At 48.4% G+C, this 16,685-nt stretch carries 13 protein-coding genes; 8 read left to right on the top strand and 5 right to left on the bottom strand.

Features of this window, described 5'->3' with window-relative positions; genetic code table 11:
• The first annotated feature begins 23 nt into the window (after nt 1–23).
• The 5 genes from KD145_RS05720 to KD145_RS05700 are packed head-to-tail and all read left to right on the top strand — an operon-like array spanning nt 24 to nt 6,837.
• Nucleotides 24–2,699 (top strand): glycosyl hydrolase-related protein, encoded by a 2,676-nt coding sequence (locus KD145_RS05720; protein ID WP_212004946.1) that lies wholly within the window; start codon nt 24–26, stop codon nt 2,697–2,699.
• Between the two features lie 15 nt (nt 2,700–2,714).
• Nucleotides 2,715–3,944 (top strand): glycoside hydrolase family 27 protein, encoded by a 1,230-nt coding sequence (locus KD145_RS05715; protein ID WP_212004945.1) that lies wholly within the window; start codon nt 2,715–2,717, stop codon nt 3,942–3,944.
• Between the two features lie 3 nt (nt 3,945–3,947).
• Nucleotides 3,948–4,829: an aldo/keto reductase gene (locus KD145_RS05710; RefSeq protein ID WP_212004944.1), complete on the top strand. Its 882-nt coding sequence runs from the start codon at nt 3,948–3,950 to the stop codon at nt 4,827–4,829.
• 50 nt (nt 4,830–4,879) lie between these two features.
• Nucleotides 4,880–6,424: an SLC5 family protein gene (locus tag KD145_RS05705; RefSeq protein WP_212004943.1), complete on the top strand. Its 1,545-nt coding sequence runs from the start codon at nt 4,880–4,882 to the stop codon at nt 6,422–6,424.
• Between the two features lie 2 nt (nt 6,425–6,426).
• Nucleotides 6,427–6,837: an L-rhamnose mutarotase gene (locus KD145_RS05700; protein WP_212004942.1), complete on the top strand. Its 411-nt coding sequence runs from the start codon at nt 6,427–6,429 to the stop codon at nt 6,835–6,837.
• On the opposite strand, the gene KD145_RS05695 is transcribed toward KD145_RS05700, so the two are convergent.
• Complete coding sequence (locus KD145_RS05695) at nt 6,824–7,705, bottom strand: AraC family transcriptional regulator (RefSeq protein WP_212004941.1); 882 nt, start codon at nt 7,703–7,705, stop codon at nt 6,824–6,826. The genes KD145_RS05700 and KD145_RS05695 overlap by 14 nt on opposite strands.
• A gap of 272 nt (nt 7,706–7,977) precedes the next feature.
• Here KD145_RS05695 and KD145_RS05690 point away from each other — a divergent pair, with 272 nt between their 5' ends.
• Nucleotides 7,978–10,257 carry a hypothetical protein gene (locus tag KD145_RS05690; RefSeq protein WP_212004940.1) on the top strand — a complete coding sequence of 760 codons (2,280 nt, stop codon included), beginning with the start codon at nt 7,978–7,980 and terminating at the stop codon, nt 10,255–10,257.
• Here the strand turns inward: KD145_RS05690 and KD145_RS05685 are convergent.
• From KD145_RS05685 to KD145_RS05675, 3 genes are all read right to left on the bottom strand, one after another.
• A complete protein-coding gene (locus tag KD145_RS05685; protein WP_212004939.1) occupies nt 10,254–11,288 on the bottom strand; it encodes an RNA ligase family protein in 1,035 nt (344 codons plus the stop codon). The two genes, KD145_RS05690 and KD145_RS05685, sit on opposite strands and share 4 nt — an antisense overlap.
• 16 nt (nt 11,289–11,304) lie before the next feature.
• Entirely contained in the window at nt 11,305–12,795 is a 1,491-nt protein-coding gene (locus KD145_RS05680) for an FAD-binding oxidoreductase (protein WP_212004938.1), read from the bottom strand.
• 105 nt (nt 12,796–12,900) lie between these two features.
• On the bottom strand, nt 12,901–14,100 hold the full coding sequence (locus tag KD145_RS05675; protein WP_212004937.1) for a DUF4848 domain-containing protein: 1,200 nt from the start codon (nt 14,098–14,100) through the stop codon (nt 12,901–12,903).
• A 258-nt stretch (nt 14,101–14,358) separates the two neighbouring features.
• Here KD145_RS05675 and KD145_RS05670 point away from each other — a divergent pair, with 258 nt between their 5' ends.
• Both KD145_RS05670 and KD145_RS05665 read left to right on the top strand, forming a co-directional pair.
• Nucleotides 14,359–14,934 (top strand): Crp/Fnr family transcriptional regulator, encoded by a 576-nt coding sequence (locus KD145_RS05670; protein ID WP_212004936.1) that lies wholly within the window; start codon nt 14,359–14,361, stop codon nt 14,932–14,934.
• Between the two features lie 79 nt (nt 14,935–15,013).
• The gene (locus KD145_RS05665) at nt 15,014–15,433 is read left to right on the top strand and encodes a DUF4267 domain-containing protein (protein WP_212004935.1); all 420 of its coding nucleotides are present in this window, start codon (nt 15,014–15,016) and stop codon (nt 15,431–15,433) included.
• 42 nt (nt 15,434–15,475) lie between these two features.
• Here the strand turns inward: KD145_RS05665 and KD145_RS05660 are convergent, their stop codons facing one another.
• Nucleotides 15,476–16,300: a M57 family metalloprotease gene (locus KD145_RS05660; RefSeq protein WP_212004934.1), complete on the bottom strand. Its 825-nt coding sequence runs from the start codon at nt 16,298–16,300 to the stop codon at nt 15,476–15,478.
• Nucleotides 16,301–16,685 lie beyond the last annotated feature (385 nt).

Here is a 16,685-nt window from a genome sequence, read left to right as displayed (position 1 = left end):
ATTTGTTCGAACATATAAACATAATGTTTATCAGAAACTGTAAATTCCACGTATTGTTACTGTGGCCGTTGTTCTCCGTAATGACATCCGGCGCACAGTCAACGCAGAAAGACACTGCCGTCAGGGAGATCATCCTTGTCTTCAAAACGCATTTTGACATCGGCTATACCGATTTTGCCGAAGCTGTTGTACAGAAGTACAGCACCAGCATGATACAACATGCCCTGGAAGTGGTAGACAAAAGCAAGGCACAGGCTGCAAACAGGAAATTTGTATGGACGGTTTCAGGCTGGCCTATGCAGCAGATATTGCAACGCAGTGATCCGGCAGTGGCCACACGGGTGAAGCAGGCGCTCTCCAACGGGAACTTTGCCGTGCATGCGTTGCCATTCAGCATACAGACGGAATCAGCGGACCCGGAGATGCTGGTGCGTGGCATGAACATCTCCTCCGGTCTGGTGCGTAATGCAGGATTACCGTTACCCCGCGATGCGAAGATGTCGGATGTGCCCAGTCATTCCTGGATACTGCCTACGTTGCTCACACATGCCGGGGTAGAGATGCTGCATATCGGCTGTAATCCGGCATCTCAATCACCGCAGCTGCCGTTGCTGTTCTGGTGGCAGGGCCCCGACAGTTCCAGGCTGATGACCATGTACTGGGCGAAGAACTACGGCACCTCACTGCTCCCTCCGCCCGGCTGGCCCTGTAAAACATGGCTGGCGCTGATGCAGACAAATGATAACGACGGCCCGCCATCTCCGGAAGAGGTGGCCCGGATCATCGCAGATGCACATAAACTGGCTCCCAACGCCAGGGTCAGGGTAGGGCGCCTCTCTGATTTCTACGACGCAGTCATGAAAGAAAACCCTCAACTGCCTGTTGTGAAGGGAGACATGCCTGATACATGGATACACGGCTTCATGTCAATGCCCCGCGAAGTAAAGAGCAACCGGAAAATAAGCGCAGACCTCTTCACCTGGCAATCTATTAACACGCTCTATCGCCTCTGGACTTCCAAAGGATATAGTATCAATACACCGCTGCAAAAATCATATGACAACAACCTGTTGTTCAATGAGCATACTTTCGGTATGGCTATGAGCCACGCTGGGAGCGGGGTATGGGCGTATGGGGACGCCTTCGCGCAAATGAGGGCACAGGGTGTGTATGATGATATTGAAGCTTCCTGGAAAGAAAAGAGCAACCGTGTCTTTATAGCAGAGAATACCGTTACGCCTTATCTTAACCGCGCGTTGCAGGAGCTGGCGCTGGAATCCGGCGTGAACGGCAAGCGGATCTTCGTCTACAACCCATTACCATGGACACGTGGCGGCCTTGTCACCTTACATGTGTCTTCCGACTGGAACCCGGGTAATGCGGTAAAGGATATTGTAACGGGAGAGATTATGCCCGTATCCAATAAAAATAATGTGATACAGTTTATCGCAAAAGATATTCCTGCATCCGGTTATCGCAACTATCAGCTGATAAAAGAGGATGCTCCCATGGTAGCGGCATTAAGCATGAATGAAACTACCCGCACCATTGAGAATAAATACTACCGCATACAGCTGGATCCTGAGCATGGTGCCATTGCCTCCATGCTGGATAAGAACAGTGGCAGGGAGCTGGTAGACCGCAACAGCGGGTATGGTTTCGGGCAATATGTATATGAACGTTTCAGTAAGCAGGATGCAGACGATTATACCGCCAGCTATGTAAAAGCATTTCGTGAGGAATGGGCAGGTGCAGAGTTGGGCAGGCCGGCACTGACGCCAGGTCCGCATATAACTGTAAAAGGGAGCCATGCGAGAACAGTATTTTCGTCTTCTCCTGTAAGTGTAAGCGCCACCATGTTTTTTGAGCCTGATGCCAACGTTCAGCACCGGTATAGTATCACGGCCACCTTATACGAAAATTCTCCTGAACTGGAACTGATATGGAGCATTAACGGGAAACCTGCAGAACCATGGCCGGAGGCAGGATGGATCAGCTTTCCGCTGAATGTCAGCCATCCTTCTTTCAGACTGGGCAGGCTTGGAGGAATAACTGATCCCGCAACAGATTTTGTGAAAGGCAGCAACCTGGATTATGGCTTCCTGCATACAGGGATGGCCGTGATCGATGACAAAGGCGCCGGTGTGAGTTTGTTCTCCCCGGACGCTCCAGGCGTAAGCCTCGGCCGTCCAGGGCTGTGGAAGTACTCTTCAGACTATGTGCCTCAGCAGCCAAATGTCTTCATCAACTTGTATAACAACCTGTGGAGCACCAATTTTACAGAGTGGATAGAAGGTTCATGGTCAGCCAGGATATACCTGCGCAGCACAGCGCATTATGACAATGAAAGCGCCGTGATCACACCGGCAGAAGAATCTCGCTACCCGCTGAAAGCCACGCTGGTAAATAACAAAGGCGGAAAGCTGCCTGTTGTTGCTGCAGGAGTGCAGGTATCCATGAAAGGGGTAATGGTGACCGCCTTCGCTGAAAACCCTGATGGCACAGGAACTGTCCTTCGCTTATGGGAGCAGGCAGGTAACAGCGGAAAGTGTACTATTACGCTTCCTCCGCATCATCCCTTTAAGACAGCCTGTTATTGCGACCTGCGAGGGACACCATTAGGAAAACCTTTTGCGGTGAATGAAAAGATGGAAGTCAACATCAGCGCATATGCGCCATTAAGTATTTTATTAAAATAAACCGCTCCGGGAATAATGAAACAGAAGATCCGTTTGATGCTTTTACTGTTTACAGCAACGACTTGCTGCCTGGCATCATTTGCCCAAACGCCTTACAGCGCCTGGGATTCGCTGGCCCTTAACCCGCCTATGGGATGGAACAGCTGGAATTTTTTTGAAGCAAATGTGAGTGAAAAGGTAATCATGGACATGGCGGACGCGATGGCCTCCAATGGCATGAAAGACGCCGGGTACCAGTATCTGGTGATTGATGACCATTGGGTGGCGGGCCGTGATAAGCACAACAACCTTTATGCAGATCCGGCCAGGTTCCCGCATGGCATGAAGTATCTCGCGGACTATGTGCATGGAAAAGGTCTGAAGCTCGGTATCTATTCCGATGCTGCCTGGCTCACCTGTGGCGGTGTTACGGGTAGTTATAATTTCGAAGAGCAGGACGCGCGCACGTTTGCGGCATGGGGAATCGATTTTCTGAAATATGATTATTGCAATGCGCCGGAAGACGTAGCGACCGCTTTTACACGCTATAGCCGCATGGGTGATGCGTTGAAAAAATGCGGACGTCCCATCGTATACTCCATCTGTGAATGGGGGCAACGCAGGCCATGGCTCTGGGCCAGGGCCGCAGGTGGCCATCTGTGGCGTACCACCTGGGACAGCCGGGATGTATGGGAATCGCATAACTCCGACCTCACCGGTATCATGGAAATATTCCGCCAGCAGGAAAACCTCGCTCCCTATGCAGGCCCCGGTGGCTGGAATGATCCGGACCTGCTGATGGTAGGTCTTTATGGCAAAGGCCGGTCTTCTTCTGTTGACGGACGTTTCAAAGGATGCACCTTCACGGAGTATCGTACCCACTTTGCATTATGGTGTATGCTGGCAGCCCCGCTGATGGTCAATATGGACCTGAAAAACATCACACCTGATATACTCCGGCTGATTACCCATAAACAGCTGATCGCTATCAACCAGGACGTGTTGGGCAAACAGGCGGTGACCGTTGTAAAGAGGAATGGCTTGCAGATACTGTTGAAACCATTGAAGGATAAGGCTTTTGCTGTTTGTATATTCAACAGCAATACAGGTGCGCAGACTTTTGATATTGATCTGAAGCGGGATCTTGACCTCTGGCAGCCATTCAGGGTTATGGATATCTGGAACAACAGGGAAACAAAGGCGCTGAAAGGAAACCTGGATGGTCATGACTGCGCAGTATTTATCTTGCAGGAAAAACAGCAATAGTAAATGGATACAAAACGTATAGTGCTGGGAACAGCCGGTCTTGGGGGCGTATGGGGTAAAGTGGATGAAAGGACTGCTGTTCGCACTATACTTCAGGCGCTGGATAGCGGGATCACAGCCATTGATACCGCCCCCGCTTACGGGGATGCAGAATATTATCTGGGAAAAGCGCTGCAACAATGGAAAGGCCCATTGCCGGCTATTAGTACCAAAGCAGGGAGACTCAGGTCTTATGCCGCAGATCAGGGTCATTATGATTATTCTACCACCGGGATGATGAACAGCGTGCACCACTCGCTGAAAACATTAGACCTTCCTGCGGTAGACATCCTGTTCCTACACGACCCCGAGGCAGTACCATCGCAGGAAGCAGACAGGGTAGTGGCCGTGCTGCAGGATCTGAAGCAGAAAGGGCTTACACAGAAGATAGGATTGGGAGGGAACATCCCCGTGTGGTTTGAGCACCATATAAAAGCAGGCATCTTTGATGTGATCATGGAGTTCAACCGGCTGAATGCCTGTAATGTAGCTGCTTTGCAGGACAGGTTGCCCTGCTGTAATGAAAGGAATATTGATTATTTTGCGGCCAGTCCGCTGAATATGGGATTGTTGGGGAAAAACTTTCAACGTTGGCAGCAAGAGCCACCGCAATGGTTACCCATCGGTATCATAACAGTGGCACAGCGGCTACAGCAGATTGCGACAGAAAACCATCTTGCCCTGCCTGCCCTGGCACACCGCTTCCTGCTCAATGTTCCGTATGATTTCAGCATTGTGATAGGGGCATCCGACAGGACAGAGCTGGAAAGCACGCTGGCCAGCCTCCGGCAGGGGGCGCTGCCGGCATCTGTATACCGCGATATACTGGAATGTAACAACAGGTGAGATAATGGACCAACTGGGCATATTCACCGATTGTGTCACAATGGTCTTTTATGTTTCTTACTGGTTTAGATTATACCGTGCTGGTGATTTATATCATCTCACTTTTGATGCTGGGTTTTTATCTGAGCAGGACCCTTGGGCAGGACATATTCCTGGGTGGACGTTCGCTCAGCTGGTGGCAGACGGGATTTTCCATGTTCAGTGCCAATGCAGGTCCGATGATGCTGATAGGCATGTCAAGCCTTGGGTTTTCACATGGGGTGGTGGGGGCCAATTTCGAATGGCTGGCCTGGGTATTCCTGCTGCTGCTCGCCATGTTCTTTTTGCCCCGTTATCTCTCGGCAGGCATCTGCACTATCCCGCAATACCTGTTGCTCCGTTTCGGAAAAAATGCCTATAATTTTCTCGTGATCTACAGCCTGGTGTCTATACTGGTGGTATGGCTGGGCAGCGCATTATATGTGGGAGGGCTGGTGATTGCACAGGTACTGGGATGCCCGCAGATATATGCAGTGGCACTGATTGCGCTGATTGCCACCAGCTACACCGCAGTAGGCGGTTTCAAGGCGGTGGTACGCACAGGTATCTTTCAGTCGGTCATCATTATTGTTTCTTCCCTTATCCTGACAATACTGGCCTTCAACAGGGTGATAAAGAGCGGGGACGTTTCCCGGCATCTTCCTCCTGATTTCTGGAAACTGCTGCATGGCAGCTCAGATCCTGAATACTCATGGCTGGCCGTACTGGCGGGATATCCGGTGGTGGCTATTTACTACTGGTGCGCCGATCAAACAATTGTACAGAAGCTGCTGGGCGCGAAGGATCTCCGTGAAGGGCAATACGGTGCACTTTTTATTGCGGCGCTCAAGATCATAACACCGGCTATCTTTCTGCTGCCCGGTATTATCTGCTTTATTTTGTTCAGTGATGTTACAACTGCCGACAACGCCTATATCACACTGGTGAAACAACTGATGCCTGAAGGCTTCCGGGGGCTGTGTATTGCCGCGCTGATCGCGGCATTGATAGACACGGTAGCGTCGGGACTGAATTCTTTCAGTACGGTTTTTACGCTGGATGTGATTGCACAGTTCAGGGAGATGAATGATAAGGGCCGGCGGCTCGCCGGAAGATGGGTCACTGTGCTGGCTTCTCTGTTGGCGATAGGCATGGCGTCTATATTTCAGCATTCCGGGAAGGGATTGTTTGAGATCACGCAAGGCATGGTATCTATTCTGGCGCCGCCATTATCAGTGGTGTTCCTGGCATCCGTTTGCTGGAAGAGAACGAACAGAGCTGCTGTAAACACGGTGCTCTACGGAGGAGGAAGCATCTGCCTCATTACAGGTATGTGTTATCTGCTGAACTTCCCATATAAACGTTTCTGGCCGCATTTCCTGTTGCTGTCGGTATATTTGTTTGCAGGCCTGTCGGTATTGATGGTGGTAGTTACCTTGCTGACTGCTCCATCCGGTGAAGCGGCCGGGGCACCGCAGGCAGCGGAAGGGCAGGTGGAGGCGCTTTCTCCGAAAGTGTGGATGGGCTGGGGTATACTGGCTGCCGTAATGTTGATCATTTATCTGATACTGAAATAAATATGAAAAAGATACAGATACTCCTGCTGCTAATGGTTGCATGTCTGGCTGCCTGTGGTACAAAAGAAAAAACGGAGGAAAAGGTTTTTGTGGTGAATATTGTTCCCGGTGAGCAAAAGCTGCAGGAATACCTCGACTATCACCGGAAGATATGGCCTGAAGTAGAAGCTGGTTTCAGAAAGGCGGGTTATAGAAAAATCACGTTGTACAGATACCAGCACCTGCTGGTGATGAAGATTGTAACACCTGCAGGGGCTGACCTGCAGCAGATGGGAAAGGTGGCGGAGTCATACAGCCCGCGCTGTGCAGAATGGAATCGCCTGATGGCAGGATACCAGTTGGGCGTAGCGGGCACGGCCCAGGGCGAAACCTGGGTGGAAGCTACCCCATTTTATGAATTCAGGAATGAATAATAGCTTCCTCCCCGTTGTACCGTTTTATAAAATCACGGGGGGATACACCTTTGATATCCTTGAAATGTTTGTTGAAGTTGGAGATATTGTTATAGCCGCTCTGATAACAGGCTTCCGCTACGTTATGGTGCCCTTGCAGCAATAGTTTGGCGGCATGGCCTATTCTTAATTCCTTCACAAAATCTATCAGCGTGCGGTTGGTTTTACGTTTGAAAAAACGACAGAATGCTGCGGGAGACATGGGAATCAGTTCAGCCACCTCCTGTAATACGATCTCTTCTGTAAAATTCCTGAAGATATAATCAAATACCTTGTTGATCTTATTGGCTTCTCCTGAATTCTCCACCACATTGAAGTAGGGAGAGGAGAGTACTTCTGCATGTGAGGATAACGATAGTATGTCCAGCAGCTGCAGCATCAGTACTGCTCTGCTGAGTCCTGTTTTAAACAACATCTGTTGCATAATGTTGCGGGCGGCAGTAATGGTAGGACCTTTGAACAATACGCCTTTCGCGGCTTTTTCAAAGAGAGTGTTGAGCTGCCTGGCCTCTGGTTTTTCCAGTAGTTGTTTGCCGAGAAAATCGGGAAAAAAATGTACGATTGTTGCAGTAGGCGGTTGCAGGGGATCTACCAGCCCGTAATATTGCCAGCAATGCGGGAGGTAACTTCCCAGCAATACCAGTTCCGTACCCTCAAAATCATGGATGTGGTCACCAATAAAACGTTTGCCGCTACAGTTCTCTAGCAGCGCGATCTCAAAGTTCACATGTGATTTTAACGCGGTATACTTCCTTATTTCCAGGCATTCCGTCCTGATGGTAAACGATTGGTCTGCCGGAAAGGTGAAGTTTTCATAAACATACTGCATATTAAATTGGCATCTTTCGGTACTAAAAGTATAAATATTTAGCAACATTTAGCATTTGTTTATCATCCTGTTGTTCTCTTGCTATGCGGCAAAAAAAGCACCGATATTGGTCAATTAAGGGCTTGTATGCCTATCGCATGAATACGAATTTTACACCGGTATGGTAAAATACTGATAATAGCATATTATAAATTCCACGATATGGCTCTCCGGTACTATCCGGTGTGACGATGACCTGCCAGGGTATAAACGAAAAAAAATTGATAAGAACAATGAGAAGATGGTATCTGTTGCCACTATGTTTACTGTGTTGTGGTCTGACGGCGCTTGCACAGGCTCCGGCGGACAGCTTGCTTAAAAAGCTGCATGGTACGCTGCACTTCAGTATCCGGCAGTTCAACGGTACTACCCTGGTATCAGAGCAATCATTTCGCAATAATGTGGCGCAGACAGTTGATGGCAGCTGGCGGCTGAAAACAACTGCCACGGCCATACCTGGCGCCACAGACGTGCAGGCCGTATGCAGGCTGGAACAGGGCACTGCTGCACAAAGTGCCATCGCCGTATCGCTGGAGTTCGGTAAATGGAGCACCCATAATTATGTGATGGTGCCCGCTTCCGTGTACAACGGTAACCGTTACCATGCGATCGGAAACGGCTACAATCCTTCCTATCCGGAGGATATGTATTACAACCCGAAGACACCACTCACCATATCCAACAATCCCCGCCTGTCAACAGAAATGAATGCGCCTTCGCTCATTTCATTACAGACAGGCAATGCCGCCACGCCGGCTATCTGCTTTTTCTCGCCTTCCGAAAAGAAAGGCTTTATCCTGCTTACCACCCAGCAGACGCGCTTAGGGAACAGTGGTCTTATCATTGAAGAGAATAGCGGCAGGGACAGCTGTACGATGGGTATAACAGCGCCGGTAGTACGAAAACTGGCAGCAGGTTTCGGGGACTTCCATCCCAGCGGTGACCATGCGCCCGACTGGAAAGCCGGTGATGAAGTAACACTGCATTTCAGGATATATGTATTTGAAGCAGATGGTATTCCTGCTGTGTTAAGTCGTTTCATGCAGGTGCGCGGGGAACCGGGCGCCCCCGGCCAGCCCCGCAACATACTGCCTATGAGTAAACTGTTGCAATGCGCTTCAGACATCTGCAGAAATAACTTCATACAAGTGAAGGCAGGCGCTTATTATAAGCCGGAGAACAATCAGGACTTCCAGCTGGGATGGGTAAGCGGTATGATCAACACCTATCCGATGCTGGCGTTGAACGATACACTGGAACGGCAACGTGTTGCTGCGGAACTTGATTTCGTAGTAAACGCTATGCAGGGAAAGAGCGGTTATTTCTATGGTGCCATTACAGCCGGCGGACAGCTGGGTTCTGAAAAAATGCATCCTTCCTTTCCAGCGGCGCAGGCTATGGTGAGGAAGAACGGGGATGTATTGTTTTGGCTGATGAAACATCTCTTGTTGCTGAAAGCGCAGGGATACGCGGCCAGCATACGGCCGGAGTGGGAGCAGGCGGCCAGACGCCTGGCTACGGCTTTTGCCGCTACCTGGAAAAAGCATGGTGAATTCGGACAATATATTGCTCCCGAAACAGGGGAGATAGCTGTATTTAATTCCACGGCGGGAGCCATTGTGCCGGCAGGCCTGATGATGGCATCCCGTTACTTTCATGTCAGAGAATGGACGAAGATCGCACAAGATGCGTCCGCCTTTTATTACCTCCGCGATGTTGAAAGACAGGGGCTCACAGGCGGTGACTGTGGGGACATTTCACAGGATGCCAATTCAGAATCGGCATTCGGGTTTCTGGAGTCACTGATGGCCATGTATCATTATTCAGGACAGCAACGCTGGTTGATGATGGCTGAAACCCAGGCTGCGCTTTGCGCTACGTGGGTGCTTTCCTATGACCCTGTTTTTCCATCCGGCAGCGCTATTGACCAGCTGCAATGCCATATGGCTGGTGCTGTATGGGCCAGTATCCAGAACAAACACGCCGCGCCGGGTATCTGTACTTCTTCCGGCGATGCACTGTTCAAACTGTTCCGTGCCACCGGCAACAGGCGGTATGCTGATCTCCTGCGGGATATTCAACATGCACATGCCGAAGCGGTGAACATGCCCGGGCATCTGACCACCCATAACCTCATCGGATCATCTATGGAGCGTATACAGCCCAGCGATGCAGAAGGGAAGGAGAGCGTGGGCAATTTTATCAATACACGCAATTCCTGGACAGAAACGGCAGGTATGCTGATGGCGCTGGAAATTCCTGGTATTTATGTCAATACAGACAAAAGAGAAGTATATGTCTTTGATCATGTTACTGCCCGTATCATTTCAAAAGATAAATCTTCTATAACGCTGGCCGTAACCAATCAAACACCCTACGACGCCTCTGTTTCACTGATGGCCGAAACGAACCGGCAGGCTTCCGTTCCGCTGGCATATACGGCATTTCTGAAATGGTCTCACATCAAAGTGGATGCAGGTAAAACAGTGGAGGTGCGTATTCCCCTGAACTAAGAGTTCAAGCGGGCTATAAATTCAGCGATACGGACTTCCATGCGATCCCGTAGCCACCGGATTTTAGACTCATCCAGATAAGAAAGAATATCGTCATGGTCATCGTTGAAATCAACAAGTATATCTTCCTGAAATTCCTTCTTTATCTCCGTTAACCGCTTTTCGTTGTGGATGTCAAGCTGCCCGATCTTCGACAAGGCGCTGTTAAGCCGGTTCTCAGTAATATAGTGGCTCATTTCATCCACCAGGAAGGAAAGTTCTTCCGACCGGGAGCTGATGTTGGGAATAAAGGACCATTTCTCTGCCTCATGGAATTTCTTTTCTTCATCAAACTCCGGATTCTTTAATTTGATGATTGGGCGTATAGCCAGGCCCGTTAGCCCGGAATGGCTTAAGGGCTTGATGACCACGCCTTCTATGAGATTGGGCGTGAGTTCGGGCAGCTGTAGCTGGCCTGGTATCCGGGAGTCGATTCTGAGGTCAAAGTTTAAGGCCTCATTCCATTTACCACAGCATAATATTTTTGCGTAAAAGATGCCGAACCGTTCGAAATAGGCTACTGCCATATCATAGTCGAGATACTGCTTCGAATCCTCTCCGGCTGTTTCGATGGCTATATCGAAAGCGCAGAAACGGATGGAAGGGCTATAGTAGACACCCGTTTGAATGGCCTGGACATGCGGGGCTGGCGCTACTTCCGGATGAGGGTACTTCCCACCGAATAATTCGCCATATATAATATACCGGTGTGCGGGGATGTCTTGTTTTAATTGTTCAAACAGGCTGATCATCCTGTCTTCTATTTCAGCTGCCACCGCCTGAAACCCGAAAAAATCATCGTTCCAGGAAAGGTAATCTTTTCGTTTAGCAAATAACAATTTGCGGTCTTCATATACAAAGCTGAAGTTCGCGCCATGAATTTTTTCGGTTACTACCCACTTTAATTTGTTGAGGTTGTTCAGATCTTTCTCAGACAGGTTAAGGCCTTTCAGGCTTTTGGGCATTTTCTCATATTCAGCATTCCTGTTCATATCTCTCGTATTCTTCTTACAATTTATCATCAACCTGTATGGACAGGGCATGATGGAATATGTTGAGCGGGTCCCATTTAGCTTTCACCTGCTGCAGCCGCGGATAATTTTCCTTGTAGTAGAGGGTATGCCATGGTATGCCAGACTGGTTCCATTCGGGATCGGCGAGGTCTGTATCCGGATGGTTGATCATGCTACCATCAGTTTGTTCGTTGGGCACAGGTACGCCACCAGAGCCGGGAAAGAGGTCTTTATAAAAATTGCGGACCCAGGACATGCTGGGGGATGCGCCTTCGGGGCTGATCCAGCCTGTATTACAGGCAACGTCCATGATAGCGTCGCGTTGTGCCGACGCGGTGGCATCCGGTGCTATGGTGTTCACTTTACCTCCGTAAGTGGCCATGCCCAGTGCTCCGCCTATACCTGCTTCCGCCGTGAGATACTGATAGGAGGTCGCAATCTGGCTGTCGGTGAGGGGTTTGCGGAAGAAAGCATCTTTTACTTTTGCCTGTACATTATCAAAGCCCGGCTGAAATAATTCGGGAAATGGATTGAGTGCAAAATGCAGCCAGGGGCTTTCCTCTATCTGCTGTGTATATGGCTGGCCAACAGGGGCCGCGATGGCGGCCAGATGATCTTCTATGAGCCGGGTGGCATTGGGGCCTGTGGCAATTCCTTTTATCTCCAGTCTGCCTATGTTACGGTGATTCAGAAAGAGTATGCTGAATAGCTGGTTGTAGGGAGAATCAGGGGCACTGTGCTGCTGACACCAGGTCCCGAAATTTTTTGCGAGGCGTGAAAACGCTGCTTCATCAATGGTCTTCCAGTCCCAGCCCACCCGGAAGGTGGTGATGGATGCCGGTGCTTTGGGCAGTGCAGAAAAAGGATCAGATCCGGTGGCATCCGGAGAACGCAGCCAGTAGCGGGTTACGATGCCAAAGTTGCCACCGCCGCCGCCGGTATGTGCCCACCATAGTTCACGATGAGGGTCTGTGGTTTCCCGCGTAGCAATAACACGGTGTGCTTTTCCTGAAGCATCGACAGTTACCAGTTCTACAGCATACAGATAGTCGGCAGCCAGTCCATATTCCCGGCAAAGGAACCCGAAAGCCCCGCCCAGTACATGCCCGCCCATACCGATGCCAGGATATTCACCGGCAGGTAGGACAACACCCCAGCCCAGGAACAGCCTGCGGTACATCTCACCCACGGTAGCGCCTGCGTCTACAGCAAAAGCAGCTTTTTCCGCATCATAGTAAATATCGGTCATCAGCGACATATCAATAAGTACCTGAGCGGCAGGGTCAGCTACAAATCCTTCCAGACAATGCCCGCCGCTACGGACCACCGGCCGCCGCTTGTTGTCCACCGCTTCCTGTAATGCTTCCACTACTTCCTGCACAGTGGTGGGCAGATAGATATATTCCGGCTTTCCGGTAAAGCGCTTGTTGAATCTTTTTTCTACAAGATCAGCATAACGTATATCCCTTGGAGTGATTTTTTCCATAGGTTAAATTTAAACAAAATGTTTTTTTATTCCTCAGTGTTATGAAAAGCAGAAAGCCTTCAAATCCGGAAAGATCTGAAGGCTTTCTGTTATGCTGTACTATTACTAGTTAAACTCAATTATAAAAGTATGTGTTTTGGCATTTGGGGGGGTGCCTATACTGTGGATCTTAACACGGAGCGGTATTCCGAGATATCCAAATGGTACATATCGTTTCCAGTAATTGTTGGCAGTGCCGTTTTCTGTTACCGAAATGTCTGCGTTGGCAAGCTGATTATTCAGGTAGGGAGGAATAAAACTTATGGTGGCTGGGTTATTTTTCAGCTCGGCCGATGCAATAAATACCACTTCATGTTCATCGGAGAATCCCTCGTTCCAGTTCGGGCCTTTATGCCATGCGTCAGGATTATTGAATGTACCGCCACTATAAAATACTCTGTCTCCTTCATTGCTAAGTGTAATATAGTGCTCTGGCGCCCGGAATCCGCTGCTGATCGTTTGTACCTGCCGCATAATACCGAGCCAGTTTCTGTGGTAAGCAAAGTAGCGTAGGGTACAAAAACCTCTGTTTTGTCCATTCCATAAAAGGTTATAGATCTTTACCTGAGCATATCCTTCTGCTTCCACACCAGGTTCTATCGGAGGAGCGCTTTTTATACCGCCTTCTCCCATATAAAGCTGATTGGCTGCGGGATTCTGACCATAGGCAATATAGGCGGATTGCTGATCAGTTCTCATTCCTGCCGAAAGAGGCTGATTGTTTTGCCGTGTCCATATAACCAGGTCTTTATCTTTTCTGGCGTTGCTGCCAGCCTGGGCATTTGTGGAAGATGCTGTGATCATATTACGGCTGTAGTGCATCTGCTGATCACCTACCTGTACCATACCATCTGCATTTACGATACCAGCTTCAAGAATACCTCTGCAGTTAATCTCATAAGAGGTGCCGGTATTGTTCCATACTGCAACGTTTTCATATTTTTTCTTCACTGCAAAGAAGCCGTCTTTGTCGCGGATGGCTTCCATTTGGTCCAGTTCTTTGTTGAACTTGTCGTACACCGATCTCAGAGACGTGAATCCTACCTGTTTTTCCCAGGCAGTCCTTTGCTCTGCTGACATCGAATTAATGGATAACATGGTCTGTACATAGACCTGATAGTCGGAAAAGTGCAGTACGCCATCTACGACTTTGACAGCGTTGTCTTTTTCTGCTGGTTCATTTTCTTTGATAGCTGCATCCTTCTTGCAGGACAGGAAAACAAACATCAGTAGCGCACAGGTGCGTGTAATAAAACTGATTCTCATGGAAAACTGGGTTTAGTGGGTGAAACAATAAAATAAGGCATGGTGGAATCGACAGACAATCACTACCAAAACGGTGGATTTCAAAAATGCTACAGTCAGACAATTATTTTATATGCTTTTACAAAATTAGCTGACAGGCGCATTTTCAGATAGTATGAAAACGACATTTTTAGTCAATGCTGATTTATCTTATTTTAGCTGCCGGGATATTGGTTCCGGAATACCGTTTATCCCGCGAAACTCTTTTAAACACTGCAAATGAACCAACAACTGATTGACAACATATCCTATTTTATACGACTGTCAGAAGAGGAAAAAGAATGGATTTCTGCAAGATTCATTCCCCGTAACTATAACAAAGGTGATTTTTTCCTGCGGGAAGGACAGGTATGTCGCGAAGTAGGATTTATTGAGAAAGGGTTGGTAAGATATTTTGTGACGAAGGAAGATGGGGAAGACCTGACAGTGGACTTCAATAAGGAATTGGAATATACCTGTAATTACGCCAGTTTTCTGGACCACTCCCCATCGTCCAGTAGCATTCAGTGTATTGAGCCATGCACCATTCTTTGTATATCCTATGATGATCTTCAACAGTTATATACACATGTAGCAGAAGGGCAGAAGTTTGGCCGCCTGATCTGTGAATACCTGTATGTATTGGCCATCCACAAGGTCCGTTCTATGTACAGCGAACAACCGGAACAACGTTATCTGCAGTTCCTGGATAGCTATGCAGACCTGGTGCCAAGGCTGCCTCAATACTATATATCTTCCTATGTGGGCGTAAAACCGCCATCGCTCAGCCGGATCAGAAAAAGACTAGCCAGATAAATTTATTAACCTGGGTGAATGAACAGGCGCCAGCGGCTTTTTAGCTTTGTGTTGTCATCAGATAAAAACACATAAAGCCATGAAAACAATGTCACAAAAAACCGCCTACATCGCCTCCTTGGCCACAGGATTACTGCTGATCTTTATCGGAGTACGTTTCTTCCTTACACCGCTTCGTGCAGAGGCCGGCTTCGGCATTCAGACAGGACTCAGTAGCAACTTTGCTTTTTGTTATATCAAAGGTATCCGTGATATGGCAACCGGCATACTTATCCTGGCACTATTGCTGAACAAGGAATTCAGAAGTCTGGGTTGGTTGATGTTATGTATGGGTATTATCCCCATCACTGATTTTCTGATTGTATTAAATGATGCCCATCACCAGAGCAGTCATCTGTATCCTCATCTGACAGCTGTGCTGATCTGCCTGACGGTAGGGCCTTACTATCTGTACACCACAAAGAGATCATCCATGCAAAAGGTTACACCGGCCCAATAAGGCGGTGTAACCTTTCTTTTTTTTCATGCATGCCTGCGGAGTTTATTGATAGAGGTAGTTTAATGCAATGATGTCATTGTAATTAAAGGTACGGTTGCCACCATTGGAGCAGGACAGCATCCAGGAGTCTGCATCAGGATCGCTGGGTGTGCCTGGGATATACACAGCGCCTACGCCACCATCACCTTCGTCTACCGGATCACCACCGCAGCTATAAGAACGGTCCATATAGTCGGTATGGCGCATACCAATGCAGTGGCCTATTTCATGCTGAAGAACAGAACCTACATACTGAACATTGGGGTTGCTGCCATATGCGTAAGGATTGGTGTTCATCTGTATCAGATTGAAAGGGTCTCCGAAATCTGTAGGGAAACCGGATGATCCCAGGGTGATATAACCGCCGCTGGGCCCTTCATTGAAGCCCTGGATGGTAATGTCTGCAGTGCCGCTGGTAATACGGCGGAATTTGATACGAAGGTTTAATGCGTTGTAACGCTGGATAGCCAGGTCTGTGCCCTGTACAAAGGCGCTTCCGAGACTAACCACCCTTACGGTGATTGTACGGGGAAGTGCACTTACCAGGTTGTTGGTAGAATACTGTTCGGATTTGGCAACTCTTACTTTATTATGGGTTGCTTTTTTGCTGAGATCACTGGTGCTAAGGAAGATATCTCCTTCTACCAAATAACCTCCATTTACGGGGTGTACGTGCTGCGTACTGAATCCTTTAGCCTTGATCTGTGCCAGTACATCATTGGAGATGGCGGCTTTTTCGTTGTTGTCTTGTTTGTTGTCTTTCCGGCATGAAGTAATGAACGATGCTGTCACGAGACAGATCAGAAACAGAAGTGCTTGATTTTTCATTGGTTGCGATTTTGGATGTTAGATTTTCAGATTGTTATAGTGCCTGCATGAAAAAATACGTTATACTATAGCTATTTTGATAGCTAACGTTGAAGTTTATACGTAAAATAAAAAAGGAAAGCTTGGGTTACTCGCCAACAAATAAGGCCATCCTTATGATTGCCGTATATGTATCCTCTGAGGCCGGGTTAATGAATAGAAAGGGCTTTCCAGTGCTCTAAATTTTTATGTGGGTTATTCAGATTTGCTAAGAGATTATGGCTCGACGTTTGGAATTATATTGTGACTGCTTGCCAATATTACAGCTTTCTGTTAATTGAAAAAAATATTTTAAAAACGTGCACTCATTTTTTCCAGTAGTGGAATAGCAGTAGTCCGAACTATG

The organism is Chitinophaga sp. HK235, from assembly GCF_018255755.1.
Classification (GTDB): Bacteria; Bacteroidota; Bacteroidia; order Chitinophagales; family Chitinophagaceae; genus Chitinophaga.
The sequence above is the reverse complement of the archived record's forward strand: the minus strand, read 5'-3'. Positions and strand labels throughout refer to the sequence as shown.

What these genes read in the sequence shown, in the direction of transcription:
- KD145_RS05720 (WP_212004946.1), top strand. Translation starts at nt 24, where the DNA reads ATGTTTATCAGAAACTGTAAATTCCACGTATTGTTACTGTGGCCGTTG.
- KD145_RS05715 (WP_212004945.1), top strand. Translation starts at nt 2,715, where the DNA reads ATGAAACAGAAGATCCGTTTGATGCTTTTACTGTTTACAGCAACGACT.
- KD145_RS05710 (WP_212004944.1), top strand. Translation starts at nt 3,948, where the DNA reads ATGGATACAAAACGTATAGTGCTGGGAACAGCCGGTCTTGGGGGCGTA.
- KD145_RS05705 (WP_212004943.1), top strand. Translation starts at nt 4,880, where the DNA reads ATGTTTCTTACTGGTTTAGATTATACCGTGCTGGTGATTTATATCATC.
- KD145_RS05700 (WP_212004942.1), top strand. Translation starts at nt 6,427, where the DNA reads ATGAAAAAGATACAGATACTCCTGCTGCTAATGGTTGCATGTCTGGCT.
- KD145_RS05695 (WP_212004941.1), bottom strand. Translation starts at nt 7,705, where the DNA reads ATGCAGTATGTTTATGAAAACTTCACCTTTCCGGCAGACCAATCGTTT.
- KD145_RS05690 (WP_212004940.1), top strand. Translation starts at nt 7,978, where the DNA reads ATGAGAAGATGGTATCTGTTGCCACTATGTTTACTGTGTTGTGGTCTG.
- KD145_RS05685 (WP_212004939.1), bottom strand. Translation starts at nt 11,288, where the DNA reads ATGAACAGGAATGCTGAATATGAGAAAATGCCCAAAAGCCTGAAAGGC.
- KD145_RS05680 (WP_212004938.1), bottom strand. Translation starts at nt 12,795, where the DNA reads ATGGAAAAAATCACTCCAAGGGATATACGTTATGCTGATCTTGTAGAA.
- KD145_RS05675 (WP_212004937.1), bottom strand. Translation starts at nt 14,100, where the DNA reads ATGAGAATCAGTTTTATTACACGCACCTGTGCGCTACTGATGTTTGTT.
- KD145_RS05670 (WP_212004936.1), top strand. Translation starts at nt 14,359, where the DNA reads ATGAACCAACAACTGATTGACAACATATCCTATTTTATACGACTGTCA.
- KD145_RS05665 (WP_212004935.1), top strand. Translation starts at nt 15,014, where the DNA reads ATGAAAACAATGTCACAAAAAACCGCCTACATCGCCTCCTTGGCCACA.
- KD145_RS05660 (WP_212004934.1), bottom strand. Translation starts at nt 16,300, where the DNA reads ATGAAAAATCAAGCACTTCTGTTTCTGATCTGTCTCGTGACAGCATCG.